The sequence below is a fragment of the Pelagibius marinus genome (assembly GCF_014925385.1).
In the GTDB taxonomy this organism is placed as follows: domain Bacteria; phylum Pseudomonadota; class Alphaproteobacteria; order Kiloniellales; family Kiloniellaceae; genus Pelagibius; species Pelagibius marinus.
The window spans coordinates 917,213-940,664 of the sequence record NZ_JACSDK010000001.1 but is presented as its reverse complement, the minus strand read 5'-3'; the positions used below and the strand labels follow the sequence as shown (position 1 = coordinate 940,664).

General features: G+C 67.7%; 21 protein-coding genes and 1 tRNA gene. 10 read left to right on the top strand and 12 right to left on the bottom strand.

What is annotated here, in order from left to right; all coding sequences use genetic code 11:
• The first annotated feature begins 271 nt into the window (after window positions 1-271).
• Window positions 272-1,702: an adenylate/guanylate cyclase domain-containing protein gene (locus H7X47_RS04610; protein ID WP_193367398.1), complete on the top strand. Its 1,431-nt coding sequence runs from the start codon at window positions 272-274 to the stop codon at window positions 1,700-1,702.
• 85 nt (window positions 1,703-1,787) lie between these two features.
• Here H7X47_RS04610 and H7X47_RS04605 read toward each other — a convergent pair whose 3' ends face one another.
• Window positions 1,788-2,765: an endonuclease/exonuclease/phosphatase family protein gene (locus H7X47_RS04605; protein ID WP_227010149.1), complete on the bottom strand. Its 978-nt coding sequence runs from the start codon at window positions 2,763-2,765 to the stop codon at window positions 1,788-1,790.
• A 174-nt stretch (window positions 2,766-2,939) separates the two neighbouring features.
• On the opposite strand from H7X47_RS04605, the gene H7X47_RS04600 reads away from it, so the two are divergent.
• Both H7X47_RS04600 and H7X47_RS04595 read left to right on the top strand, forming a co-directional pair.
• Window positions 2,940-3,566, top strand: coding sequence for a pyridoxamine 5'-phosphate oxidase family protein (locus H7X47_RS04600; protein ID WP_193367397.1), 627 nt, complete (start codon window positions 2,940-2,942; stop codon window positions 3,564-3,566).
• A gap of 24 nt (window positions 3,567-3,590) precedes the next feature.
• Window positions 3,591-3,992 carry a cupin domain-containing protein gene (locus tag H7X47_RS04595; RefSeq protein ID WP_227010148.1) on the top strand — a complete coding sequence of 134 codons (402 nt, stop codon included), beginning with the start codon at window positions 3,591-3,593 and terminating at the stop codon, window positions 3,990-3,992.
• Between the two features lie 108 nt (window positions 3,993-4,100).
• On the opposite strand, the gene H7X47_RS04590 is transcribed toward H7X47_RS04595, so the two are convergent.
• Both H7X47_RS04590 and H7X47_RS04585 read right to left on the bottom strand, forming a co-directional pair.
• Window positions 4,101-4,637: a DUF924 family protein gene (locus H7X47_RS04590; RefSeq protein WP_193367396.1), complete on the bottom strand. Its 537-nt coding sequence runs from the start codon at window positions 4,635-4,637 to the stop codon at window positions 4,101-4,103.
• 19 nt (window positions 4,638-4,656) lie between these two features.
• The gene (locus H7X47_RS04585; RefSeq protein WP_193367395.1) at window positions 4,657-5,745 is read right to left on the bottom strand and encodes an isocitrate/isopropylmalate dehydrogenase family protein; all 1,089 of its coding nucleotides are present in this window, start codon (window positions 5,743-5,745) and stop codon (window positions 4,657-4,659) included.
• A gap of 93 nt (window positions 5,746-5,838) precedes the next feature.
• Between H7X47_RS04585 and H7X47_RS04580 the strand changes: the two genes are divergently transcribed.
• Complete coding sequence (locus H7X47_RS04580) at window positions 5,839-6,816, top strand: SMP-30/gluconolactonase/LRE family protein (RefSeq protein WP_193367394.1); 978 nt, start codon at window positions 5,839-5,841, stop codon at window positions 6,814-6,816.
• Window positions 6,817-6,979: 163 nt separating this feature from the next.
• On the opposite strand, the gene egtD is transcribed toward H7X47_RS04580, so the two are convergent.
• Window positions 6,980-7,948 (bottom strand): L-histidine N(alpha)-methyltransferase, encoded by a 969-nt coding sequence (gene egtD / locus H7X47_RS04575; RefSeq protein WP_193367393.1) that lies wholly within the window; start codon window positions 7,946-7,948, stop codon window positions 6,980-6,982.
• Window positions 7,948-9,282: an ergothioneine biosynthesis protein EgtB gene (gene egtB / locus H7X47_RS04570; RefSeq protein WP_193367392.1), complete on the bottom strand. Its 1,335-nt coding sequence runs from the start codon at window positions 9,280-9,282 to the stop codon at window positions 7,948-7,950. Before egtB ends, egtD begins: the two co-directional genes overlap by 1 nt.
• A gap of 301 nt (window positions 9,283-9,583) precedes the next feature.
• Here egtB and H7X47_RS04565 point away from each other — a divergent pair, with 301 nt between their 5' ends.
• Complete coding sequence (locus H7X47_RS04565) at window positions 9,584-10,402, top strand: class I SAM-dependent methyltransferase (RefSeq protein ID WP_193367391.1); 819 nt, start codon at window positions 9,584-9,586, stop codon at window positions 10,400-10,402.
• A gap of 82 nt (window positions 10,403-10,484) precedes the next feature.
• Complete coding sequence (locus H7X47_RS04560; protein WP_193367390.1) at window positions 10,485-10,913, top strand: hypothetical protein; 429 nt, start codon at window positions 10,485-10,487, stop codon at window positions 10,911-10,913.
• A 329-nt stretch (window positions 10,914-11,242) separates the two neighbouring features.
• Here H7X47_RS04560 and H7X47_RS04555 read toward each other — a convergent pair whose 3' ends face one another.
• From H7X47_RS04555 to H7X47_RS04545, 3 genes are all read right to left on the bottom strand, one after another.
• Entirely contained in the window at window positions 11,243-11,647 is a 405-nt protein-coding gene (locus H7X47_RS04555; protein WP_193367389.1) for a VOC family protein, read from the bottom strand.
• A 51-nt stretch (window positions 11,648-11,698) separates the two neighbouring features.
• Window positions 11,699-12,256, bottom strand: a complete 558-nt coding sequence (locus H7X47_RS04550; protein WP_193367388.1) for a hypothetical protein — start codon at window positions 12,254-12,256, stop codon at window positions 11,699-11,701.
• A gap of 251 nt (window positions 12,257-12,507) precedes the next feature.
• A complete protein-coding gene (locus tag H7X47_RS04545) occupies window positions 12,508-13,371 on the bottom strand; it encodes an AraC family transcriptional regulator (protein ID WP_193367387.1) in 864 nt (287 codons plus the stop codon).
• 53 nt (window positions 13,372-13,424) lie between these two features.
• Here H7X47_RS04545 and H7X47_RS04540 point away from each other — a divergent pair, with 53 nt between their 5' ends.
• On the top strand, window positions 13,425-14,660 hold the full coding sequence (locus H7X47_RS04540) for an MFS transporter (protein WP_193367386.1): 1,236 nt from the start codon (window positions 13,425-13,427) through the stop codon (window positions 14,658-14,660).
• Between the two features lie 130 nt (window positions 14,661-14,790).
• The gene (locus tag H7X47_RS04535; RefSeq protein WP_193367385.1) at window positions 14,791-15,366 is read left to right on the top strand and encodes a PAS domain-containing protein; all 576 of its coding nucleotides are present in this window, start codon (window positions 14,791-14,793) and stop codon (window positions 15,364-15,366) included.
• A 53-nt stretch (window positions 15,367-15,419) separates the two neighbouring features.
• On the opposite strand, the gene H7X47_RS04530 is transcribed toward H7X47_RS04535, so the two are convergent.
• Window positions 15,420-15,494: transfer RNA gene (locus H7X47_RS04530), tRNA-Gln, on the bottom strand.
• A 358-nt stretch (window positions 15,495-15,852) separates the two neighbouring features.
• Here H7X47_RS04530 and H7X47_RS04525 point away from each other — a divergent pair.
• Window positions 15,853-16,215 (top strand): hypothetical protein, encoded by a 363-nt coding sequence (locus tag H7X47_RS04525; protein ID WP_227010147.1) that lies wholly within the window; start codon window positions 15,853-15,855, stop codon window positions 16,213-16,215.
• A 22-nt stretch (window positions 16,216-16,237) separates the two neighbouring features.
• On the opposite strand, the gene H7X47_RS04520 is transcribed toward H7X47_RS04525, so the two are convergent.
• On the bottom strand, window positions 16,238-18,850 hold the full coding sequence (locus tag H7X47_RS04520; protein ID WP_193367384.1) for an MMPL family transporter: 2,613 nt from the start codon (window positions 18,848-18,850) through the stop codon (window positions 16,238-16,240).
• Between the two features lie 271 nt (window positions 18,851-19,121).
• On the opposite strand from H7X47_RS04520, the gene H7X47_RS04515 reads away from it, so the two are divergent.
• Window positions 19,122-20,432, top strand: a complete 1,311-nt coding sequence (locus tag H7X47_RS04515; protein ID WP_193367383.1) for a peptidoglycan-binding domain-containing protein — start codon at window positions 19,122-19,124, stop codon at window positions 20,430-20,432.
• Between the two features lie 18 nt (window positions 20,433-20,450).
• On the opposite strand, the gene H7X47_RS04510 is transcribed toward H7X47_RS04515, so the two are convergent.
• Both H7X47_RS04510 and H7X47_RS04505 read right to left on the bottom strand, forming a co-directional pair.
• A complete protein-coding gene (locus tag H7X47_RS04510) occupies window positions 20,451-21,365 on the bottom strand; it encodes a 4-(cytidine 5'-diphospho)-2-C-methyl-D-erythritol kinase (RefSeq protein ID WP_319633527.1) in 915 nt (304 codons plus the stop codon).
• A 49-nt stretch (window positions 21,366-21,414) separates the two neighbouring features.
• On the bottom strand, window positions 21,415-23,211 hold the full coding sequence (locus H7X47_RS04505; RefSeq protein ID WP_193367382.1) for a tetratricopeptide repeat protein: 1,797 nt from the start codon (window positions 23,209-23,211) through the stop codon (window positions 21,415-21,417).
• Window positions 23,212-23,452: the final 241 nt, after the last annotated feature.

Genomic DNA, 23,452 nt, shown 5'->3' with positions numbered 1-23,452 from the left:
CTACTGCAAAAGGGGAATATCGCCTCTGGCGTTGAAGACCAGACTTGTGATTTGCGAATTGCCGCCAGGAGAAGACGTTCCCACGTCCGGGACCAAGGCCATCGATTCGACAACAACCGCCATCTGATGGCCGTCTCGCCGGATGTGCTGTATATTGGACGCCTGCAACGCGGTTTGTGACAGGGCATTCGAGGCGTTCGAAGCCGAGCTTGCGTGAGCCTGTTTATGCAGCAAACAGAGCGGAGAAGCTCACGGTCGGACACGGGGTGGCATGACGCAAGACCGGAAGCGACCTTCGAACAAAAACACCGCCGATCCTGCGTCCAAGCAGAAGAGCGCCTTGACGCTGGCAAAGCGAGAACTGCAGGAGGCCTTGGACCGGCAGGCCGCGACAAACGAGATTCTGCACATCATCAGCAGTTCTCCAAGCGACACCCAACCGGTGTTCGAAGCGATCGTACGAAGCGGATCGAAACTGTTTCCCGGCTCGGCCATCAGCGTGGCGCTCCCGAAGGGTGACAGGGTCGACGCGGTTGCGGTCGCCGATGAAGATCCCGACCGCGCCGAAGCCTGGCGCAGGCGATTTCCCTTCCCGCTGTCCCGCGACTATATGCACGGCGTCGTCATATTGGAGGGGCGCGAACTTGACATCCCGGATGTGGCGAAGGCCCCGAACAGAGACACCACCGGCGCCAAGAATTTCCTCGCCAGCGGCTATCGCGCGGTGACGTTGATGCCGATGCTGCGTGACGGAAAAGCAATCGGTGTGCTCGGCATCGTGCGGCTTGCTCCGGGTCCGCTGTCCGACGCACAGCTCGCCGTCTTGCGCGCCTTCGCGGCTCAGGCCGTCATCGCGATCGAAAACACGCGCCTGATGAACGAGTTCCGGCAGACGAACTCGGTTCTGGAGAATGTTTCGCACCAGTTGGCAAAGTACATCTCGCCGCAGCTTTACCAATCGATCCTCAGCGGCGAACGGGATGTGACGATCGAATCCAAACGCAAGAAACTAACGATCTTCTTCTCCGATATCGTCAGCTTCACCGAGATTACCGATCAGATGGAATCCGAAGAGCTGACGGCGCTGCTGAATGAGTACCTGACGGAAATGTCCCATATCGCAGAAGAACACGGCGCCAACTTCGACAAATTCATCGGCGACGCGATCATGTGCTATTTCGGCGATCCCGAAAGTAAGGGTGTGAAAGAAGACGCCGAGGCCTGCGTCCGCATGGCGCTGGCGATGCAGAATCGGCTGCGTGAGCTGCAGTCAGGCTGGCGGGACAGGGGCGTGATCGACCGTCCTTTTGAGGCGCGCATGGGCATCAACACCGGCTACTGCACGGTCGGGAACTTCGGCAGCCTGGATCGCATGGACTACACCATCATCGGGCATGAAGTGAATCTCGCCGCCAGGCTGGAGTCCCATGCGGACGCCGGTGGAATCCTGATGGCGGCGGAAACCCATTCCCTGGTCAAGGACTGGCTGCTTGCCGAGGAGCAGGACGCCATCATGATGAAGGGCTTTTCTCAACCGGTAAGAACCTACCGCGTTCGCGGCACCCACGAAGAACTCGCAAAGGACGAGAACTTCTTTCACCACGAAGACGAAGGCGTTGTCATTTCCATAGAGGGAGGCCGCGCCGACAGGCAGAAGACAAAGGAGGCGCTTGAAAGAGCGCTGGCACAGCTCAATCGATAGTGCGCCGCAGAGCCAAGCCTGTTGCCCCCGGCTCTTCGCTGAGAACTCAGAGCGAACCTAGGCGCAGGCTGGTAACGGGCACCACTCACACATCGAACTCAGCCACCAGCGGGGCGTGGTTGGAGCGCGGGTCGTCCTCGGCCATGAGCGTTTCGTCGGGCAGCTTGTCGTTGTCGGCCTCGACGCCGCGGCAGGCGGCGGCCAGGACCGGCGAGCAGAGGATATGGTCGAGCATACGCCTGTGGCCGCCGTGATTGATCGTAAAGCGCCGCGCCGCCGGCAGGCGCAGCTCCAGCGCCTCCAGCACCCGCCCGGCCAGCTCGGGGTTGCCGCTGTCCTCCAGCGTCGCCTGCAGGAGGCGCGAGGGGGTCTCCTCCTCCCCGGCGTTGAGGTCGCCGCAGACTGCGATCAGCGCCTCCGGATCGGCGTCGAAGATCCGCTCCACCAGCAGGCGCGCCTCCAGGGCCTGGCCGCTGCGCTTCACCGTGGCGGTGAAGTAGCCCTCGGCCCAGCCGGCGAGCGAGCCCCAGCGCTGCGCCGAGAGCTTCTGGCCGGGAATGGGCGCGGCCAGCGGGCTGCGCAGGTGCAGGTTGATGACGTGCAGCGCGCGGCCGCCTTCGGTTTCGTAGACCGCGTGCAGCAGGGGGCGGTCCCACTCCAGGGTCATCTCCCGCGCCGTCTCCGGTTCGGCGGTCACCGAGCGGTAGGCGGGCGGCGGCACCAGGCGGTGGCGCAGGGCCTCGCTGCGGTGCGCCGGGCGGCGGCTGAGGATCACCAGGTTGTGGACGTCCGCCATGCCCTGGGCCGCAGAGGAGGCGGCGACCAGGTCGTAGGTGTCGTAAGCAGTCTCGGCGAGGAGGCGCGTCAGGGCCGTCAGCTCCCGCGCCTTTTGCCCGCCCACGTGCTGGCCATTGACCTCCTGCAAACAAAGAATGTCCGCCTGCAAAGCCTCCAGCTGCGGGCGCAGCACCGCCGCCCGCCGCTCGAAGGCCGCTTCACCGCCCGGCGCGAGGTCGAGGTTTTCCAGATTGAAGGTGGCAATGCGCATGGTCTGTCCCGGCAATCCCTTGTTTTCTGGCAGCTTAGCCGATGGTCGCTCGCACCCGAATGACCTGGCGCAAGCCGACTTGGTCCTGGACAGCGATACCAGGGCCGGAAACGGTTTTGCGCCGTGCCGTCCTCGCTCTAGACTGTGTAGCCAATAACAAGCCTTTCAGGGGAAATGTTCTTGGTTCCTGTGCATTTGGACATCTGGCACTCGGAAGACGAGCCACGCCTCGGCGCCGTGCTGGCCGAATGCTGGCACCTGCTGGCCGACGGCGCCGCCGAGCCGCAGCACGATTTCCATACCACAGCCCTGGCCACGACTCATGCCGGTCTGGGTTGCACCCTGCGCACCGTGGTGCTGCGCAAGGTGGACCCGGAAGCCCGCGAGCTGGCCTTCTACACCGACCTGCGCAGCCGCAAGATCGGCGAGATCCAGCAGGATCCACGCATCGCCCTGTTGTTCAACTCGGTGAGTGACGATACCCAGATCCGCGTGCAGGCCGAGGCGGTGATTCATCATCGCGACTCCCTGGCCGAAGCGGCCTGGCGGGATCTCAGCCCGCGGCGACGGCGCGACTACCTGGTCTCCGGCCCGCGCGGCCTGCCCTGGGCCTGGGCCACCTCCGGCCTGCCGGCGGAGTTCGAGGGCCGCGACCCCAACGAGGCGGAAAGCGAGGCCGGGCGGCTGAACTTCGCGGTCGTCGTCTGCCGCGTGCGCCAGATCGACTGGCTGTTCCTCACGCCTTACGGCCATCGCCGCGCCAACTTCACCTGGAACGACGACGGCCAGTTGCAGACGAGCTGGCTGGTCCCCTGAAGCCGTAGAAAGCGAAGACACCTCATGTCCGGCATGTGGAAAGGGCAAGCCTTCAGCGTCTCCCACGCCGACAGCAGCGCCTTTGAGGGCGAGGGCCTGCGCGCCTTCTTCGAATACCGTGACCTGGGCATAGCCGGCGCTACCAATGGCAAGTTCGGCGCCCACGTGATCCGCGCCGTGCCGGGCCAGGAGAGCCCCGCCGTCTGGCACCGGCACGAACTCGACTTCCAGATGGTCTACGTGACCAAGGGCTGGGTGGTCTTCGAGTACGAAGGTCAGGGCCAGCAGGTGCTGCGTGAAGGCTCCTGCGTCTTGCAGCCGCCTGGCATCCGCCACCGCGAGGTGCGCCACTCCGACGACATGGAGCTGATCGAGATCATCTCCCCCGCCGAGTTCGCCACCGAGGAAGTCGACGCGCCGGCGTAGGTCTTCGGCGGCGCCTGTCATGCTCGGACTTGTTCCGAGCATCCGGAGCAAGCGCGCGGACATCCCCCTGGACCCTCGGGACAGGCCCGAGAGTGACCCGTAGAAAGATCAGAACGAAGAATTCGGTTCCTTCAGGAACTCGATCTCCGCTTCCGTGCTTTCGCGGCCCAGGATCTCGTTGCGGTGGGGGAAGCGTCCGAAGCGGGCGATGACATCGCGGTGGCGCTCGGCGTAGGAGAGATATTCGCCACCGGCGTCCAATACGCCGATCAGGCGCACGCAGTCCTGCTGGTCTTCCAGGTCCTCGCTGTGCTCCAGCGGCATGTAGAGGAACAGCCGCTCGACCTTGCCCAGGGCCTCGTCGAAACGCTCCTTCAGGGCGTGGCGCGTCACCGCGCGGGCCGCCGGGTCGTTGACGAAGGCGCGCGGCGTGCCACGGTAGAGATTGCGCGGCACCTGGTCGAGCAGCAGCACCAGCGCCAGGCAGCCGCGCGGGCTGCGCCGCCAGTCGTCGTACTTTCCGGCCAGCGCCGCCTCGAGATGCGGCCGCAGCACCCGCCTGCATTCGTCGTCGAAGGCCTCGCTGGCCTCGAACCACTGCGCCTTGCGGCCCTCGGCGAACCAGAATGTCAGAACCTCTTCCATCGCGTTCCTTGCTCTCCCCTCACGCCGTCACCTTCATGGACTCGAGCACCCGGCGCGTCACCGCCGCCGTGCCGTCGGGACCGCCGAACTCCTGGGGGCGGAGGTCGCCGCCGGCGTAGGCGCGGTCGACCGCCGCCTCGATGAGGCGCGCCGCCGCCTCGGCCTTGGGCGCGCCGTGGCGCTCGCCCAGCCAGTCGAGCATCATGGCCGCCGAGAGGATCGCCGCCGTGGGATTGGCCCGCCCCTGCCCGGCGATGTCCGGCGCGCTGCCGTGGCAGGGCTGGAAGACCGCATGCTCCGGGCCGATGTCGCCGGAAGGCGCCATGCCGAGCCCGCCCATGAGCCCCGCCGCCAGGTCGGAGAGAATGTCGCCGTACATGTTCTCGGTGACCATGACGTCGAAGGCCCAGGGCTGCTTGATGAGGTCGAGGGCCATGGCGTCGACGTAGCGGTGGCGCGCCTCGATGCCCGGAAACAGCCCGGCGCGCTCGTCGAAGATCTTGCGGAAGAAGACCATGCTGCCCAGCACGTTGGCCTTGTCGACGCAGGTCAGCACCCCGGCGTGGCCGCGTTCCTTGCGCCGTTCGGCCAGCTTGAAGCAAAAATCGAAGAGGCGTTCCGAGGCGGCGCGGGTGATGACCTGCACGTCGCGCGCCTCGCTCGCGCTCTGCTCGGTCTTGCCGCGCGCGGCAAAGAGGCCCTCGGTCTGCTCGCGCACCAGGATGAAGTCGATCTCCGCCGCCCGCGGGTCGGCCAGCGGCAGGGGCGCGCCGGGGATGGCGCGCACCGGGCGCACCCCGGCGAAGAGTTGCCACAGCTCACGCAGGTCGACCTGGGGCGCGATCTCGCGGCCGTCGGGGTAGCGCACCTCCGGCAGGCCCATGGCGCCCAGCAGGATGGCGTTGGCGGCCTCGGCCGCCTGCACGGCCTCGTCGGCCATGGCGACACCGCGCTCCCGATAGACCCCGGCGCCGGCGGCCAGTTCCTCATAATTCAGCGAGATCCCGCCCACGGCGGCGCAGGCGGCGTCCAGCACCTCCAGGCTGGGCGCGATCACCTCCGCCCCGATGCCGTCACCCGGCAGGACGGCGATACGGAATTCGGCCATGCGGCCCCCACTTTGTTCGCGTCACTTCGAAGCGCGGACTATAATCCCTCCACCCTACTGCCCGCCAGCCCAGCCGTTTTCCGGGAGTCCGTCTTGTCCGATACCGCGCCGCTGCTGTCCCTCTCAGACGTCACTTTCCTGGGCGACGGCCTCCGGCGTCCGGAGTGTGTCCTCTGCACCTCCAACGGCGACATCTACAGCTCGGACGGGCGCGGCGGCGTGGCGCTGAGCCGGGAGGACGGCCGGGGCGAACTGTTCCAGGCCGCCGCGGGCAGCGAGGCCATCCTGCCCAACGGCATCGCCCTGCAGCGCGACGGCTCCTTCCTGCTCACCAACCTGAACGAGGCCGGCGGCATTTTCCGCCTTGATCGCGACGGCAGGCTGAGCGAGGTGCTGCGCCGGGTGGACGGCGTCGACCTGCCAGCCACCAACTTCGTGCTGGTCGACGACCGCGGTCGCGTCTGGGTCACGGTCTCCACGCGCCAGAGCCCGCGCGACCAGGCCTACCGCAAGGGTATCGCCGACGGCTTCGTGGTGCTGATCGACGGCAAGGGCGCGCGCATCGTCGCGGACAATGTCGGCTACGCCAACGAGCTGCAGCTCGATCGCCAGGGCCGGCACCTCTACGTGAACGAGACCTTCGCGCGCTGCCTCACCCGCTTCAACATCAACCGCTTCGGCGAGCTGAGCGCGCCGACGGTGGTGACGGAGTTCGGCGCCGGCACCTTCCCCGACGGCCTGGCCATGGACGTGGAGGAGCACCTCTGGGTCACCTCGCCGGTGTCCAACCGGGTGATCCGCGTCGCCCCCGACGGCGCCCAGACGCTGATCCTGGAAGACAGCGACCCCGATCACCTGGCCGCCGTGGAGGCCGCCTACCAGGCCGGCGAGCTGACCCGCGCCGCCTTCGACGAGGTGAGGAGCCAGAAGCTGCCCAACATCTCCAGCCTCGCCTTCGCCGGCCCCGACCTGCGCACCGCCTACCTCGGCTCCCTGCTGGGCGACAGCCTCGCCCGCTTCAGCAGCCCCTTCATGGGCCGCCCGCCCAGCCACTGGCACTTCAACGTGTGACGACTGCTCAGCACGGGAGACGCACGAGCGCTGTCATCTCTCGATAGTCATGCTCGGGCTTGACCCGAGCATCCATGGTTCAGCCCTCGAGAAGTGGCCCAATGGACCCTCGGATCAAGTCCGAGGGTGACGTCCTGAGAAGTGGGGGCACAGGCGCGGCACCTTAATCCGCGACGAGGCCGTGCAGGCTGAAGAGGCCCTCAGGGTCCAGCCACTGCGCTTCGCTGCGCCAGCCGCCTTGACGCGCGAGGTCCGCGAAGGACTCCAGCGTGTACTTGTAGGAGTTCTCCGTGTGGATCGACTCGCCCGCCGCGAAGGAGAACGAGTGGCCGGCGATAGTCACCTGCTGCGCGGCGCGGCTCACCAGGTGCATCTCGATGCGGCCGAGTTCCGGGTCGTAGCGTGCCTCGTGGCGGAAGGCCGCGAGATCGAAGTCGCCCGCCAGCTCGCGGTTGATGCGCCGCAGGAGGTTGAGGTTGAAGGCGGCGGTGACGCCCTGGGCGTCGTCATAGGCGGCGACCAGCCGGGCTGCGTCCTTCTGCAGGTCGGCGCCGACGAGGAAGCGCGCGCCCGGGCCCAGCAGGTCGCGGGCCCGGCGCAGGAAGGCGACGGCCGCCGGCGGATCGAAGTTGCCGATGGTCGAGCCGGGAAAGAAGCCGAGGCGCCCTGCCGCCGGGACCACGTCCGGCAGCGCGAAGGCGCCGGTGTAGTCGGCGTGCACGGGGATAACCGGCAGGGCGTAGTCGGCGGCCAGCCTTTCGGCGGCGGCCTGCAGATGCGCACCGGAGATATCGATGGGCACGTAGCAGCGCAGTCCGGCCAGGTTCTCCAACAGCAGGCGCGTCTTCACCGAGGAGCCGCTGCCGAACTCGACGAGGCTCGCCCCGCGCCCGACGAAGGCGGCGATCTCCGCCGCGTGGCTTTCCAGCGCCGCCGTCTCCGCGCGGGTCGGGTAGTATTCTTCCAACTCGGTGATGGCGTCGAAGAGCTGCGAGCCGCGTTCGTCGTAGAAGAACTTCGGCTCCAACGTCTTCGGATGACGCGCCAGGCCGCTCAGCACGGCGGCGCGGAACTCGTCGTCGCCCGCGGCGCCGGCTTTGACGAAGCTCTCCAGCTTGTGCAGCACCCCCATCAGAGGCCTCCCGCCGCGAGGTCTTTGGCGAGACGCAAGCCGGTGAACTGCCAGCGCTGGTGGGGATAGAAGAAGTTGCGGTAACTGGGGCGCAGCTGCGCATCGGGCGTCACGCAGGAGCCGCCACGCAGCACGAATTGATTGCACATGAACTTGCCGTTGTACTCGCCCACCGCGCCTTCGGGCGCGCGGAAACCGGGATAGGAACTGTAGGCGCTCTGGGTCCACTCCCAGACGTCGCCGTACAACTGAAGCGGCGCCTTGCCGGCGTCGCCCTGCGCCGGCTGCGGCACCAGCGCATCACGGCTCAGCAGGTTGCCCGCGATCGGGCGCCCGGCCGCGGCCACTTCCAGCTCCGCCTCCCTGGGCAGGCGCGCGCCGGCCCAGCGGGCGAAGGCGTCGGCCTCGAAGAGACTGACGTGGCAGACCGCTGCGGCGGGGTCCAGCGCGTGGCGGCCGAGCAGCGACATGGCGCTCCAGCCGCCGTCGTCCTCCTGTTCCCAATAGAGCGGCGCGCGCCAGCCCTCGCGCTGCACGGTCGCCCAGCCGTCGGAGAGCCACAGCGCCGGGTCGTCGTAGCCGCCGTCGGCCATGAATTCCAGCCACTCGCCGTTGGTCACCAGGCGGCTTGCCAGGGCGAAGGGCTGCAGCAGCACCTCGTGGTGCGGCCCCTCGCAGTCGAAGGCGAAGCCCTCCCCCGCGTGTCCGGTTCCGACGATGCCGCCACCGTGCTCCCACCAGGTGAGCGGCAAAGATTGTCCGCCGGGCCCGGGCGCCGCTTCGCGGTAGGCCGGATTCAGCGGGTTCTGCGCCAAGAGGTGCAGGATGTCGGTGAGCAGCAGTTCCTGGTGCTGCATCTCGTGGTGCAGACCGAGCTCCAGCAGCGGCGCCATCGCCGCCCAGACATCATCAGGGGCGTCATGCACCAGGGCTTTCATCGCCGCGTCCACATGGCGGCGGTAGGCCCGCACCTCCTCAACGCTCGGGCGGGTAAGGAGGCCGCGGCGCGGACGCGCATGCCGCTTGCCCACGGCCTCGTAGTAGGAATTGAAGAGGTAGTTGTAGCCGGGACGAAAGTCGCGGTAGCCGGGCTGCAGCGCGCGCAGGATGAAGGTCTCGAAGAACCAGGAGGTGTGGGCCAGGTGCCACTTGGTGGGGCTGGCGTCCTCCATGGACTGTGCGGTCATGTCCTCCGGCGACAGCGGCGCGGCCAGGGCGTCGCTGCGCGCGCGCACGTCATGGAAGGCGTCGAGCAGGCGTTCTCGTTCCGCCGCGGCGGCCTGCGGCGGGAAATCGGGCGCAAAGGATGTGGAGGCACGGGCGGTCTGCGGCATGCTCGACTCCTGAGATGTCAGTGAAAAACACACGCGTGGTGGGGAAGGGTGCGACTCGTCGGGGAACGGGTCATGAAGCTTCATTATGGGGCGCCTCACGCCCAGGTGAAGGGGGGCGCCGTTCACAATTTCGTCGGTAAGGGCGGTCAACTGACAACATGCCGTCAGGAGAGACTGCGCTGACCGCTTTGACAGACTCCCATGACTTTACGGTGACAGTTCCGTGCCACCTTTATGTTCTGGCGGTGCCGGGGCGGGGGCGGTACCCTCGCCGCCGCCGCGCAGCACCGGAAGAACCGCCATGCCCCCGCCCGAGAACGAAATCGGCAAGGACCAGATCATCGCCGCCAACAAGGCCTCCTGGAACGAGGCCGCCGAGCGCCACCGCAGCCACGACCAGTACGCCGCGCTGCTGGCCGGCTTCGCGCGGCCCGGCTTCTCGGTCCTGGACGCCACCCTGACCGGCCGCCTCGAAGGCCTCGGCCTGGAGGGCAAGGCGGTGGCACAGCTGTGCTGCAACAACGCGCGCGAGCTGCTCTCGGTGAAGAATCTCGGCGCCGGCAGCGTCACCGGCTTCGACTTTTCCGAGGCTTTCCTGGCGCAGGGGCGCGAACTGGCCGCCGCCGGCGGCCTCGAGGCCGAGCTGGTGCAGACGGAGATCGCCAAGATCCCCGCAAGCTACGACGGCCGCTTCGACCTTGCGCTGGTCACCATCGGCGTGCTGGGCTGGATGCCCGACCTGGCCGAATTCTTCGGCACGGCGCGGCGCATCCTCAAGCCCGGCGGGCACCTGGTGATCTACGAGGGGCACCCGATCCTCAACATGTACGACGACCGCGACAAGCGCCTGCCGCCGGTAGCCGACGAGTCTTACTTCCGCCGCGCGCCCTACCGCAGCGACAACGGCCTCGACTACTGGCGCAACGAGGACTACGCGTCGACGGCCTTCTTTTGGAACTTCCACAAGATGAGCGACGTGGTCATGGGCGTGCTGCGCGCCGGATTCGCCATCGAAGACTTCGAAGAGTTCCCCCACGACGTCGGCAACCACAGCCACCTGGAGAACCAGCCCCAGCAGCTGCCGCTGAGCTATATCCTGGTGGGACGGCGGGAAGATTAGTCAGTACGATCGCTACTTTCCTGCACCTAACACACACAGATTTGCTACTGTCTTCACTTAGGCAGCTCGCGGGGTCGCGACAATGACTGAAGATGAACGTTGGGAATTGATCACTCGCTTAGACGAAGAGCTACTAGTCGGCGGAGTGATCATTTCTGAATGGTGCAGCTTCATCGTAAGAGAAGCGGATACCGCATTTGCGAAGGGCGCCAACCTGGCCGCAATTTTGACTTCGACCTCTGGGATCGAGACGCATCTACGCGCAGAATACGGAGAAGACCGCAAGCAGTCCCTCTTTGACTTGATCGAAAATTCCCCCATAGACTCTGGACTCAAGAGTGATCTGCACAAGCTGAGGAAATATAGAAACAAATGGGTCCATGTTGGCGACCCATTGGACGATTCCGACATTCAGATCTTTCCTGAGAAGTACGAGCAAGAGCTAGAAAACATGGCATTCTTTGCAGCAAAAGCGCTTCGCCGTACGGTCTATGAAAATCAGTTCATTTAGTTCGATCTCTGATGAATTGATTTTGACAGAGTAGCGAGATGGCTGCGAAAGAAACCTCTTACGACTGCTTCATGTGTGGAGCTCAATTTCAAATGGGTCCACATCAGTACGATGGAAAGTACATCCCACGGTACAAGATTTCGGCATGCAAGACCTGCTGGAACAGCAACTGGGACGGTTGGGCGCCTCATTACGAGTCACGCCTTGTTGAGCACCTGAAATCTGAAGACATCCCAATGCCGCCGAGAAATTCCAAAGGCTGGCTGCCTAGAGAATAAAACGCTGACAGCGAGCTGTTGGTACCTGCGAGTACCAAAGCGCTGGCAACACTAATCTTTGTTCGCCGGCCCTTTGAGCTCGATGGTGTTGCCGTCGGGGTCGTCGATGTAGACCGAGGGGCCGTCGCCCTCGGCGCCGTAGCGCTGCACCACCTCGCCGGCGTCGATGCCGTGGTCGGCCAGGTGGCTGAGCAGAGCTTTCGGATCGAAGGGCTCGATGCGCAGGGCGAAGTGGTCCATGTTCTTGGTCGGCCCGGAGAACTCGCTGTCCTCCGGCGCCGGCTTGACCAGCTGCAGGTCGATCATCGAGGCCCCGGCGCGCAGCTGGATGAGGCCGATGCGCTCGACCCGCCGCTCCTCCGTGCAGCCCAGGACATCGCAATAGAACTTCAAGGCGCGGTCCAGGTCGCTGACGCAGACCACCACGTGGTCGATGTTCTTGGGGGTGAAGGCCATGGGAGTCTCCCGGAAAGTCTGCGCTAGAAATGCAGCGTTGCAGGTCTGCGGTCAATTCTCATGCAGCGATTTCGGCCAGATGTCCACCAAGAGGCCGCTTTTCGGGTCGAACGCCAGCGCACGATCTTCCACCGTCTGGACAACAAAGCGGCCTTGCTCGTCGAAGCCGAGAGTACGGCCCCACAGCCGGTGGGAACCGGTAATGCCGAGATTGGATGCATCCAGGACGATCTCTGACAACGGAACCTTCCGCACCAGTTCACCGCGCCGCCAAAAAGTAAGAATTGTGATTGGCGGATTATAGCGCATCGGGATCAATCCCAATCCGTCATTGCCGACCACCAAGTGGTCGCCGTTATCTGCCAGATAAGGGTCGCGGAACCAGCCGGGCATGGACCACAGCGCTTTTCCGCTCTTCAGAACGGTCGTTCTTGGATCATTCTTGAGCGGCCCCGACCCGACACGCACCTCAGCACAATAGATGCCGCTGGGCGAGCAGACGGTCTTGTCCTCGGGAAGCGGCAATGGCTCATCGGCCAAGGCCGCCCCACCGGAAAGCCAAAAGAACATGAGAGTCGAGAACAACTGACCTGAGCGCTTCAGCGGCATGACCTGCCTCACCTTTGCTTCCCGCAGATGGTCGCCCAGAGAAACCCAAGACTGTGGCGAAAGCATGGACGCGCATCAAAGATAAGCAGCGCGCCCAAGGCCCCACCCCCCACCTAACCTCCCCCCATCAAGGGGGGAGGGATTCTCGGAAGATGCCGCTAAAAAAACTCTACCCTCCCCCTTCGATGAGGGAGGGCTAGGGTGGGGGTGACAGCCTCTCGGCGGCGCACTACCCGCCGGGAGCAGCGCCTTCACTCCGAGCTTTGAGTCTTCCTCAAGTAGCGCCCCGGCGTGTCGCCGAGGGTGCGCTTGAACATGGCGATGAAGGCGCTGGGGCTCTGGTAGCCGAGGTCGTAGGCGACGGAGGTCACCGCCTCGCCCTCGGCCAGGCGCGCGACGGCCTGGGTCAGGCGCAGGCGCTCGCGCCAGGCGCCGAAGGTCATGCCGCACTCCTTCACGAAGAGGCGGGCCAGGGTGCGCTCGCTGGCGCCGGAGTCCTTCGCCCAGTCGGCCAGCGCCCGGCCGTCGGCGGGCTCGGCCAGCAGCGCCTCGGTGATCTTCTTCAGGCGCGGATCGCGCGGGTGCGGCAGGTGCATCGGCTCGGGCTCCAGCCGGCGCAGCTCGTCCAGGATCACCGCCATGAGCCGCGCCCCGGCGCTGCCGGGGGCGTAGTCGAGGCCGACCTGCATGGCGCGCAGGATGAGCTGACGCAGCAGCGCCGGTACCGCCAGCACGCAGCAGTCGCCCGGCAACTCCCGGGCCACCTGAGGGTCGATGTAGAGGGTGCGCAGGGCCACGCCGGCGCGGTGGCCGACCTGGTGCTCGACGCCCGGCGGCACCCACACCGCCTGCTCCGGCGCCACCACCCAGGTGCCCGCCGCCGTGCCCACCTGCATGACGCCCTCGTCGGCGTAGAGCAGCTGGCCGCGCCGGTGGTGGTGCCAGGGGCGCAGCGAGGCCCCGCTGTAGTCGATGGCCAGGGGCGCCACCGGCCGCGCCGGGTCGTCCAGGTTGCCGGGGTGATCGGGCAGCGGCGCCAGGTGGACGTGGTCCGCCCCCCGCTTCAGTACCCTGGGCGGTTCCGACCTCTCGCCGCTTTGTCCGTTTCGCGTCATTGCTTGGCATTATATAGAAAGACGGGCAAAGACGGGAAGGCTATATCGGAGGCATGACAACGACCGATGCCAAATCCGCCGCTCCCCAGGGCTTCCTGGCGCGCTGGCGCCGTCCCGAGGTCCTGCTGCTGCTCATGGCGGCGGCGGTGCCGCTCAGCTTTGCCACCTGGCAGGCGCTGATCAACAACTTCGCCTACGAGCGCGCGGCCTTCACCGGGGTCGAGATCGGCATGATGCAGTCGCTGCGCGAGGTGCCGGGCTTCCTGGCCTTCGGCGTGGTCTTCCTGCTGCTGCTCATTCGCGAGCAGCGCCTGGCCATGATCTCGCTGCTGCTGCTGGGCCTCGGCACCGCGGCCACCGGCTTCTTCCCCTCGGTGCTGGGCATCTACGTCACCACCGTGGTCATGTCGCTCGGCTATCACTACTACGAGACGCTGCAGATCTCGCTCTCGCTGCAGTGGATCGACAAGGTCCGCGCGCCGGAGACCCTGGGCCGCCTGATCTCCGCCGGCGCCGTCACCTCCATCGTGGTCTATGCCCTGGTGTGGTTCACCAGCGACCTGCTGGCGCTCGACTACCGCTGGATCTATCTCATCGGCGGCGGCGCCACGGCGGCCATCGCCCTGGTGGCCTGGCTCGGCTTCCCGCAGTTCGAGCAGCCGGTCGAGCAGCACAAGCACATGGTCCTGCGCAAGCGCTACTGGCTCTACTACGCCCTGGTCTTCATGTCCGGCGCGCGCCGCCAGATCTTCATCGTTTTCGCCGGCTTCCTCATGGTGGAGAAGTTCGGCTACGACGTCGGCGCCATCGCCCTGCTGTTCCTGCTGAACTCGGCCATCAACATCTGGCTGGCGCCGAAGATCGGCCGCCTCATCGGGCGCATCGGCGAGCGCAAGGCGCTGATCTTCGAGTACATCGGCCTCATCATCGTCTTCACCGCCTACGCGGTGGTGGAGAACGCCACCGTCGCCGCCGGGCTCTACGTGGTCGACCACCTGTTCTTCGCCCTGGCCATCGCCATCAAGACCTACTTCCAGAAGATCGCCGACCCGGCCGACATCGCCTCCACCGCAGGCGTCAGCTTCACCATCAACCACATCGCGGCGGTGGTGATCCCGGCGGCCTTCGGCTTTCTCTGGCTGGCCTCCCCGGCCGCCGTCTTCCTGGCCGGCAGCGCCATGGCCGCCTGCTCGCTGATCATGGCGCTCAACGTGCCGCGCCACCCGCAGCCGGGCCAGGAGGTCCTGCTTGGCCGTGTGCCAACAACCGCGCCCGCCCCGGCGGAATAAACATTCGACCCGTCCCCACGACCCGCCACTCCTTTACGCAGTGTTAACAGCCAGAGCCCTACATTCCGTGCCTGGGTTGAGTGGACAGCCGGGGCAGTTGTTCCCCGGGGTGAAAGGGAGTTGCGGCCGGATGCAGGGCGATGACGCGGTGTGGAGTGAACTGGACCTTCAACAGTTCCTCTCCAGATTCACCGATGTGCGTTTCGGACAGGTGATCCGGCATTGGCTCGCCTTGCGCCAGAAAGATGCGATTCCCCATCGCAGCGCCGTCGACCCGACCCAGTTCCGGACCCTCCTGGACCTGACCTGGCTGATGGAGCGTCACGAGGACGGCCACTACCGCTACCGCCTGGCCGGCGAGACGATCGCCGGCATCCACGGCGGCATCCGCCACGGCACCGACACCGCGTCCCTCTTCAATCCGCAGGCGCTGGACATGTTCCGGGCGCGCTGGGAAGCGGTGCTGGACCGCGGCAACCTGGTGCGCGCCGAAGGCGTCGTGCACCTGGCCGACGGCTATCAGACATCGCAGGTCGAGCGCCTGATGCTGCCGCTGCGCGGCGACGACGGCGAGGTCTCGGTGATCCTGGGCGCGACCAGCTACGCCAGGCCGCGCACGGCCTCCCACCTGACGACGCGCGATTTCCCGCCGACCAACATCCAGTACTGCCCGCTGACGGACATCCCCCTCGGCTCCAACCGCTGAGAGCCGGGTCGCCGCCACCTTCGCGAAGATCGAATTCAAGGGAAGAGAAGAGTTGGCTGGGGCGGCAGGGATCGAACCTGCGAATGCCGGTACCAAAAACCGGTGCCTTACCACTTGGCTACGCCCCAGCAGGGCCCGGCAGGAACACCGCAGACAGCGGACCGGGCGGGCCGAAACTTAGCGTCAGCGCCCCTTCCCTGCAACGTCCCTCTGCAGCGGGCGGATGCCGCGTCTTCCAGCCGCCGCGACTGGCCCGGCGCCCCGGCGCTTTTCAACCACCGATTAAATCACGCCGCCGTCTAAAGCCCGCGCAAGTTTTCGGACCGGCCGGAACACCCCCATTACCGGGCTAAATCTCTGATTAAGTCTCTGGGCGTATTTTCCAGGTCGAGAGAATTACGCCGGCGTAGCGGCCCTTCGCCCGCGAATACTTCAGCTCCGCAGGGCGAATAGCTGGCCCCGCGACAACAGAGAGAACCCTGTCCCATGCCTCAGAACGCCATGTCCCATTTCGCGTCGGAAATCGAAGAGTCCAAGCTGGTGAAGCACTTCCTGAACGAGCTGGACCTGGGCATCTGCACCGCCAACCAGGAAATCATCCACGCGCGCATCCCCGACCTGGACCGGAAGAAGGCCTTCGTCTTCGCCACCCTGGTGGCCCGCCTGCGCGCGGACTACCTGGACGCCGCCTTCAAGCTCTGCTCCGCGGGCACTCACCCGGACCCGCAGGACATCGCGGACCTGCGCGCCAAGCGCGAGACCTACGAAGAGGCGCGCGAGGCCTTCAACGCCCTCTATCACGCCATCGAGCGCGGCTATATCGACGTCGCCAAGATGAACAAGGGCTAGGGGAAAGCCCGCCCCGGGTCCGTCAGCCCCGGGGCAGACGCCCGGCCAGCGCCAGCAGCGCCGGCAGGAAGGCCAGCACGCAGACCAGGGTGATGACGATCGCCACGGTGAGCAGCAGGCCCATGGAAGCGGTGCCCGGGTGCTGGGAGAGGGAAAGGGCGCCGAAAGAAGCCAGCGTTGTCAGCGCCGAGAGAAAGATCGCCCTTGGCGTGGAGTTCGTCGGCGTAACCGCCCCCTCCTTCTCCTCGCGCGCCCGCATCACGTAGTGGATGCCGCTGTCGACGCCGAGGCCGAGCAGCAGCGGCAGCACGATGACGTTGGCGAAGTTGAAGGGCAGATCGAAGACCACGCCCGCGGCCACGGTGAGCAAGGCCGCCAGCGACAGCGGCAGCAGCACCAGCAGGGTATCGAGGGGCGAGCGCAGCACCAGCAGCAGCAGCAGAGCGATGGCGCAGAGCGCCAGCACCGTGGCCTCCACGAAGGCGGTGACCACCGCCCAGCCCGCCTCGACGATGGTGACCGGCACGCCGGAGACCTTGGGCACCTCGGCCTGGACCGCGGCGACGAAGCGCTCGCGCGCCGCCGGGTCGCGCAGATCCTGCTCCGGGATCACCTCGATCAGCATGCGCCCGTCGGGCGCCTCATAGCGCCGCCGCAGTTCCGCGGGCAGGTCGTCGAGAGTGACCGGCTGCGCCTCCAGGGCATCCAGCAAGCGGTTCAGGGCCGCGTCGAAGCCGCCGAGCCAGGCCGCCTCCAGTTGGGCCGGCGTGACCGGGCCGAGATTGCTTAGAGCGGCCGCGAGGCGCGCCGCTTCGCCCGCCACCTCCGCCGGCGGGTCCTGCAGCGCCGCCTTCAGGCGTTCCAGCGCCGCGGCGCGTTCGCTTGCGTCGGGGGCGGGCAGCGGCGGCGGCGCGGTGAAGAGCGGCGTGAGCAGCAGCGCGGTCTGGTCGATGATGTCCAGCTTCAGGTCCTGCTCGGCCGGCACGAAGGCGTCCAGGGTGACGGCGGCGGAAACCTGCGGCAGGGCCTCCAGGCGCGCCGCCTCGGCCCGCGCCTGCTCCAGACCGTCGCTCAACACCTGGGCGCTGTAGGGCGAGACCCGGGCATCGTCCAGCAGCTCCAGCAGCGCCGCCACCGAGGGCGAGTCCGGGTCGCGCAGGTTCAGCGGATCGTCGTCGAAGCGCGCCTGCGGCAGGGCGAAGGCCGCCGCCAGCGCCAGCGCGACGCCGAGCCCGGCCAAGAGACCGGCGTGCCGCCCGGCGCGGCGCTGCAGCCCGGCGCTGGCGGCCGCCAGCGGGCCCAGATGGACCGCGCCCGCGCGCGCGGGCAGGAGACGCATCAGCGCCGGCAGCAGGGTGAGGTTCAGGAACAGCGCGATGAACATGCCCGTGCCGGCGATCAGGCCCAGCTCCGACAGGCCGCGGTAGGCGGTGGGAAAGAACGCGAAGAAGGCCAGCGCCGAGGAGACGGCGCAGAGCAGCAGCGGCCGGCCGGTCAGCGCGGCGGCCTCGGTGAGCGCGGCCAGGGGCTCGCGCCCGGCCGCCGCGTTTTCCTGCACGCGCAGGGCATAGTGGATGCCGAAGTCGACGCTGAGGCCGATGAAGAGCACGGCGAAGGCCACGGAGATGAGGTTCAGTTCGCCCACCGCCAGGGCGGCGAAGCCGGCGGTCCAGGCCAGTCCCGCCACCAGGGTCACCAGGATCGGCAGCACCAGGCGCCAGGAGCGCAGGCCGGCGAAGAGCACGATGGCGACCAGTACGCCGGAGATCAGGCCGACGACGCCGATCCCGCTGCGCACGGAAGCCAGCTCGTCCTGCAGCATCAGCGCCTCGCCGGTCAGGCGCAGCCTGTAGCCGTTCTCCGCCGTCAGGCCCAGGTCCTCCGCCGCCTTCTCCACCGCGGCCACGCCGGCCGCCATGGGCTCCAGCGTGGCGAAGTCGATCACCGGCTTGGCGATGAGGAAGCGCCGGTGGTCGGCCGGGGCCCCCCCCTCACCGGACGCTGGGCCACCGGACATCAGGGCCGACCAGGAGAGCCGCGCCGCCGGGTTGTCCGGCAGGGCCTCCGCCGTGGCGGCCAGGCGCGCGAGCAGCGGCCCCAGCTCGGCGCGATCCGCCGCGGCGTCCTCGCTGTCGAAGGCCTGGATCAGCAGGTCGGCCAGGCCGCGCAGGCTGGGGTCTTCCTGCAGGGCCGCGAGCAGGGGCTGGGCCGCGGCCAGGCGGTCGCTTTCGGCCTGCAGATCCTCCGGCGAGAGGTAGAGCAGGCCGTTGCGGCGGAAGAAATCCCCGCCCTCGGGCAGCAGCACCGAGTGGAAGACCTTGTCCCGGGCCCGCAGGGCCTGGGCCAGGCGCCCGGCGGCCTCCTCGGCGGCCAGGGCGTCGGGGCCCTCCACCGCGATGGTCAGGCTGTCGACCAGCTGCGGGAAGGCGCGGTCGACGGCGCGGTTATTCTGCCGCCAGGGCAGTTCCGCCGACAGCATGTCCTCGGTGGAGGTGTTGATTGTGAGGCTGGTGGCGGCGATCCACAGCAAGCCGGCGGCCAGCGCCAGGCAGGCGAACAGGACGAGAACCGGTCGCCGGCAGACCCCGTTTACCCAGGCGGCGAGCAGGTCGCGTGAAGAATCTTTTTCTTTCAAAGGCATGTGATCCCCGGGCCAAGGTCTGCTTATAGCCCCGGATTTGCGCCCCTGACAACGCCTCCGCTGCCCCTCCTGGAGGTAAAAACTTATGTTTTTGAAAGGCTTCGAATTAGGGCTCCGTTAACCACGGCTGGCCCATAACGGTCCATTGGAGCTTGCCGCACCGCCCCAACTGCGCCCCGGGTCTGCCCGGAGCCGGCCGGGGCAAGGGTCCGGCAGGCGGAGAGATGAGCAGGTTAGCTGGGTCTTCAACGGTCCGCCGAAGAGCATGACAGAACGTACGGATAAGGCGTCACCTAAATCGGGCAAGGCCGTCCCCAAGAAGGGGGCGGGCAAGTCGCGCTCGCCCAAGACCAAGCGCGCCAAGGCGCCGGACGGCGGCCTTGCCAAGCCGGAACGCGGCGCCGGCAAGGTGGCCACGCCCACGGCCGGCGGGAAACCGGCCGCCCCATCGCTGGATCCCAAGTCGCCTGATCTCAAGTCGCCTGATCCCAAGTCCCCTGTTCCCGCGAACCCCGGCCCGAATTCCCTTGCCCCCGACCCGGCCACCATCACCTTCGGCAGCAACCGGCCGATCGTGACCGCGCCAAGCAAGCTGCCCGAGGGCAGCGGCCTGCACTTCGCCGGTCCTTCGGCGGGCGAACTGAAGGCCAGCGGCCCGCAGCCGACCTCGGCCAAGGCCAGCGGCCTCACCTTCACCAACGCCAAGAACGGCAGCGCCAAATCCGGCAACGGCTTTGCAGGCAACGGCCTGGCCAACGGCGGCCCCGGCAATAGCGCCGGCAAGCCCGCCGGCGGCGCGCCCCTGGGCGGCACCCCCGTCGGCAATCCGCCGGCCCGCAAGTCGGAGCTCGCCAAGCCCGAGGCGGGCAAGGCGGGAACGCCCGGCAAAGACACGGCGAAAGCCGAACCGGCCAAGAAGCCGGAAGCCTCCAAGGTGCCGGCCAGCGGCGCCCAGAACACGGCCAAGGGCGCGGCCAAGACCGGCGCCCCCAAGACCGGCGCCCCTGTGAAGACCCCCGCGCTGACCAAGCCGGCCATTGCCCCCCAGGCGAGCAGCCGGCGCCTGGACAAGGAGCGCTCCTCCAGCGGCTTCGCCCTGACCATGCTGGGCCTGGTGGTGGCGGTCGGCGGCCTGGCCTTCTGGCTGAACCAGGGCGGTGAGGCCCCGGCGCCGGGCGCGGACCTGGCGGCGGTGCAGCCGGCCCCCGAGGGCTCGACCCCGCCCGAATTCGAAACCCCGGCGAAGGCCGTCGCGACGCTTCCCGCCCCTGAGCCGGCCCCGGCACCTCTGGGCCCCTCCGTGCGGGCGCCCGTCTCGCCGGGTCCTCTCGTCGCGACCTCGCCGACCGGGCAGGTCGAGCACGTCACCGAGCTTTCCCTGGAAGAGATCGTCGAGCTTCAGCAGCTGCTGGACCGCCTGGGCCTCGCCCCCGGTAACCTGGACGGCATCCTGACCGCCAAGACCGAGGCGGCCATCGTCGCCTACCGGGAGATGGCCGGCCTGCCCGCCGAGGGCGGCGCCGACAAGGCCCTGCTGGAAGAACTGCGCTCGGTCGCCGAGCTCTACGGCAGCTAGAACCTTGATCTTCCCGCGTCAGGCGCGCAGCAGCGCCGGCGCCACCCACCAGTCCGAATGTTGCAGCGCCAGCGCCTCGGCGGCGTAGAGCGCCGCCTCCTCGCTCTCGAACAGCCCGAAGCAGGTCGCCCCGCTGCCCGACATGCGCGCCAAGAGGCAGTCTGAGAGACCCTCGAGGGCGGCCAGCACCTCCACCACCGCCGGCGCCTGGCGGCAGGCCGCGGCCTGCAGGTCGTTGGGGCGCGCGGCCAGCCAGTCGATGAGCGCGGCCAGGCCGAGCGGCGGCAGCAGGGGCTCGGCCGCCTGCGAGAATGTTCCTTCGCGCCCGGCGAAGACAGCGGCGGTGGACACCGCGACCCGCGGATTGACCAGCACGAACCACAGCGGCGGCAGGGCCGGAACCGGCTCCAGGCGCTCGCCGATGCCCGACATCACCACCGGCACGCCGCGCAGACAGACCGGCACGTCGGCACCCAGCCGCAGCGCCAGGGCCTCCAGCCTGTCGGGCGCCAGGCCAACGTCCCAGAGCCGCGCGAGGCCGCGCAGCGCCGCCGCCGCGTCGGCGGAACCACCGCCGATGCCCGAGGCGACGGGCAGGTTCTTGGTAAGGGTAAGGACGGCGCCCCCCCGCTGCGCGCTGTCGACCGCGGCCTCGGCCGCCAGTGCCCGCGCGGCGCGCAGCACAAGGTTGTCCGGCTCGGCGCGCAGGCCGTCAGCGAAGGGACCCTCGACCTGCAGCGTGACGGCGTCGACGGCAGGCGCGACGCTCAGCTTGTCACCGACCTGGGCGAAGACCACCAGGCTGTTCAGTTCGTGATAGCCGTCGGGCCGGCGGCCCGTGATCTGCAGGGTCAGATTGATCTTGGCCCAGGCGTCCTCGAAGAGGGTGGCTTCACTGGTCTCAGGCAGCGCAGTTGCGTCGCGAGCGGTCACGGGAAAGGACTCGGTTGGACTGTCACGGGCAGGCGAAACCGTTCCGGGGTCAGATGTCCTCGGGGGGAGTCGTCATGCCTTCCTTGATCTTGTTTTCGATCACCGGGACCTGGTCCTCCTCGGGATCCAGGCTCAAGGCGCGGTGCCACTGGAAGCGTGCCTCATGCTTGCGCCCGACCTGCCAGAAGGCGTCGCCCAGGTGGTCGTTGATGGTCGGATCCTGGGGGCGCAGCTCGACGGCGCGCTCCAGCTGCGTCACCGCTTCCTCGTAGCGCCCGAGGCGGTAGTAGACCCAGCCCAGGCTGTCCACGATGTAGCCGTCACGCGGGCGCAGCTTCACCGCGCGCTCCAGCATGGCCTCCGCCTCGTCCAGGTTCTGCTTCTTCTCGACCCAGGAGTAGGCGAGATAGTTCATCACGTAGGGCTGCTCCGGCTGCAGGCCGAGGGCGTGCTTGAAGTCCGCCTCCGCCCGCTCCCACTGGTCGGCGCGCTCCAGGGCGATACCGCGGAAATAGAGCAGCGACCAGTGCTGCGGCTCGATTTCGCCGCTGAGCTCGATGCGCGCCACGGCCTCGTCGTAGGCGACCACCGCTTCGTCGAAGCGTTCCTCGATGCGCAGCAGGTTGCCCTTGCGCATCATCGGCTCGTAGGCGTCGGGACGCTGGTCGGCAAGGCGGTCGAGTTCGACGAGCGCCGCTTCGTTGTCGCCCAGCTGCTGCAGCTCGTCGGCAATGCGCAGGCTGACGATCCAGCCGAAGGGAGAGTCCTGCGGCACCTTGCGATAGGCGGCGATGGCCGCGCGGCTGCGGTCCTGCTTTTGCAGGATCTCGCCCTGCAGCACCTGGGCCATGATGAAGTCGGGCCTGAGCGCCAGCGCCTGATGCAGATAGACCAGCGCGGCGTCGTCGGCCTGTTCCTGGCTCAACAGGCCGGCCAGGTTGAACAGCACCTCGGCCATGCCGTCGGTGGCACCGGCAACCTCTACCGGGCTCTCGCCGCCCTGCTCGGCGCGATCCAGCATCGGCTGGAGGATGTCCGAGCCCACGGAGGAGCCGACGAAATCGCGGTACAGCGCAAGCGCGCGATCGCGCTGGCCATGGCGCTCGAAGAAGCTGCCGGCAAGCCAGGTCAGGCGCACCGTCGGCCGTCCGGCCGATGTCAGCAGGGTTTCGTATTCCTGGGCCGCCAGTTCCTCGCGCCCCGCGACTTCGTTGATCAAGGCCGCGTGCAGGCCGTAGAGCACGCTGGCACCGCGGTCGCCTTTCAGCACCGAGAGAGTCTCGAGGCCGGTGTCCGGATCGCCTTTGCCGGTCTGCACCCAGGCCCGCAGCATCGGCACCAGAACCTGATCGAAATTGCGCTGCGGCAGCCCGGCCAGCAGAGCGTCGGCCTGTTCCATGTCGCCGGCGCGCGCCGCCTCCACCGCCAGGATCAGCGTGGCGAGACTGTGCTGCGGCTCCAGTTCCAGGACGCGCGTCGCCAGGCTGGCGGCATCCTCCTGCCGGCCGGTGGCCGCGGCCAGCTGCAGGGCGGGGAGGAGAACCGCCGGATTGTCCGGGTCGTAGCGCAGCGCCTGCAGCATGTAGTCGGTCGCCGCCTCAAGATCGCCGTCACTGCGCGCCACCAGGCCCGCCAGGTAGGCGCCGTAGGGCGAGGAGATCGCCGGCGGCGAGGCCGGCTGCGCGGCCTGGACGACCTGGCTGTCGAGGCCGGCGCTCAGCACCGGGGATTCCGCGCCGCAGGCGGCGGGCACGAAGCCGGCCGCCAAGGCGATGAGCGCCGTCCTGGACCACTTGGCCTGCTGGGACCACGTGGCACGACGCAGGAAGACCCGAAGGTTCGACAAATTAATCTCCTGGCGGTTTCGCTTCAGGGGGGCGGCACGGAGACCGACCGCTGCCGGAACTGGCGGGGCCAGTGTAGCCGACCGCTCCAAGGCCAAACAATGACCAGCTTGGGATCCTTAAGCCCGGCGGGAGTCACCTTTTTGCGACCCGGCGCGGCCGCCGGGTCGCCATAAGCCCAGGCTTACCGCTTAACATGGCGCTTTTGCGGCATCCTGCAAGGCGCGGCGGCCGGCCCGCCTG

Excerpts from the sequence above, each read along its gene's own strand:
- H7X47_RS04610 (WP_193367398.1), top strand. The coding sequence starts at position 272 with ATGACGCAAGACCGGAAGCGACCTTCGAACAAAAACACCGCCGATCCT.
- H7X47_RS04595 (WP_227010148.1), top strand. The coding sequence starts at position 3,591 with ATGTCCGGCATGTGGAAAGGGCAAGCCTTCAGCGTCTCCCACGCCGAC.
- H7X47_RS04590 (WP_193367396.1), bottom strand. The coding sequence starts at position 4,637 with ATGGAAGAGGTTCTGACATTCTGGTTCGCCGAGGGCCGCAAGGCGCAG.
- H7X47_RS04585 (WP_193367395.1), bottom strand. The coding sequence starts at position 5,745 with ATGGCCGAATTCCGTATCGCCGTCCTGCCGGGTGACGGCATCGGGGCG.
- egtD (WP_193367393.1), bottom strand. The coding sequence starts at position 7,948 with ATGGGGGTGCTGCACAAGCTGGAGAGCTTCGTCAAAGCCGGCGCCGCG.
- egtB (WP_193367392.1), bottom strand. The coding sequence starts at position 9,282 with ATGCCGCAGACCGCCCGTGCCTCCACATCCTTTGCGCCCGATTTCCCG.
- H7X47_RS04565 (WP_193367391.1), top strand. The coding sequence starts at position 9,584 with ATGCCCCCGCCCGAGAACGAAATCGGCAAGGACCAGATCATCGCCGCC.
- H7X47_RS04560 (WP_193367390.1), top strand. The coding sequence starts at position 10,485 with ATGACTGAAGATGAACGTTGGGAATTGATCACTCGCTTAGACGAAGAG.
- H7X47_RS04555 (WP_193367389.1), bottom strand. The coding sequence starts at position 11,647 with ATGGCCTTCACCCCCAAGAACATCGACCACGTGGTGGTCTGCGTCAGC.
- H7X47_RS04550 (WP_193367388.1), bottom strand. The coding sequence starts at position 12,256 with ATGCCGCTGAAGCGCTCAGGTCAGTTGTTCTCGACTCTCATGTTCTTT.
- H7X47_RS04545 (WP_193367387.1), bottom strand. The coding sequence starts at position 13,371 with ATGACGCGAAACGGACAAAGCGGCGAGAGGTCGGAACCGCCCAGGGTA.
- H7X47_RS04540 (WP_193367386.1), top strand. The coding sequence starts at position 13,425 with ATGACAACGACCGATGCCAAATCCGCCGCTCCCCAGGGCTTCCTGGCG.
- H7X47_RS04535 (WP_193367385.1), top strand. The coding sequence starts at position 14,791 with ATGCAGGGCGATGACGCGGTGTGGAGTGAACTGGACCTTCAACAGTTC.
- H7X47_RS04525 (WP_227010147.1), top strand. The coding sequence starts at position 15,853 with ATGCCTCAGAACGCCATGTCCCATTTCGCGTCGGAAATCGAAGAGTCC.
- H7X47_RS04515 (WP_193367383.1), top strand. The coding sequence starts at position 19,122 with ATGACAGAACGTACGGATAAGGCGTCACCTAAATCGGGCAAGGCCGTC.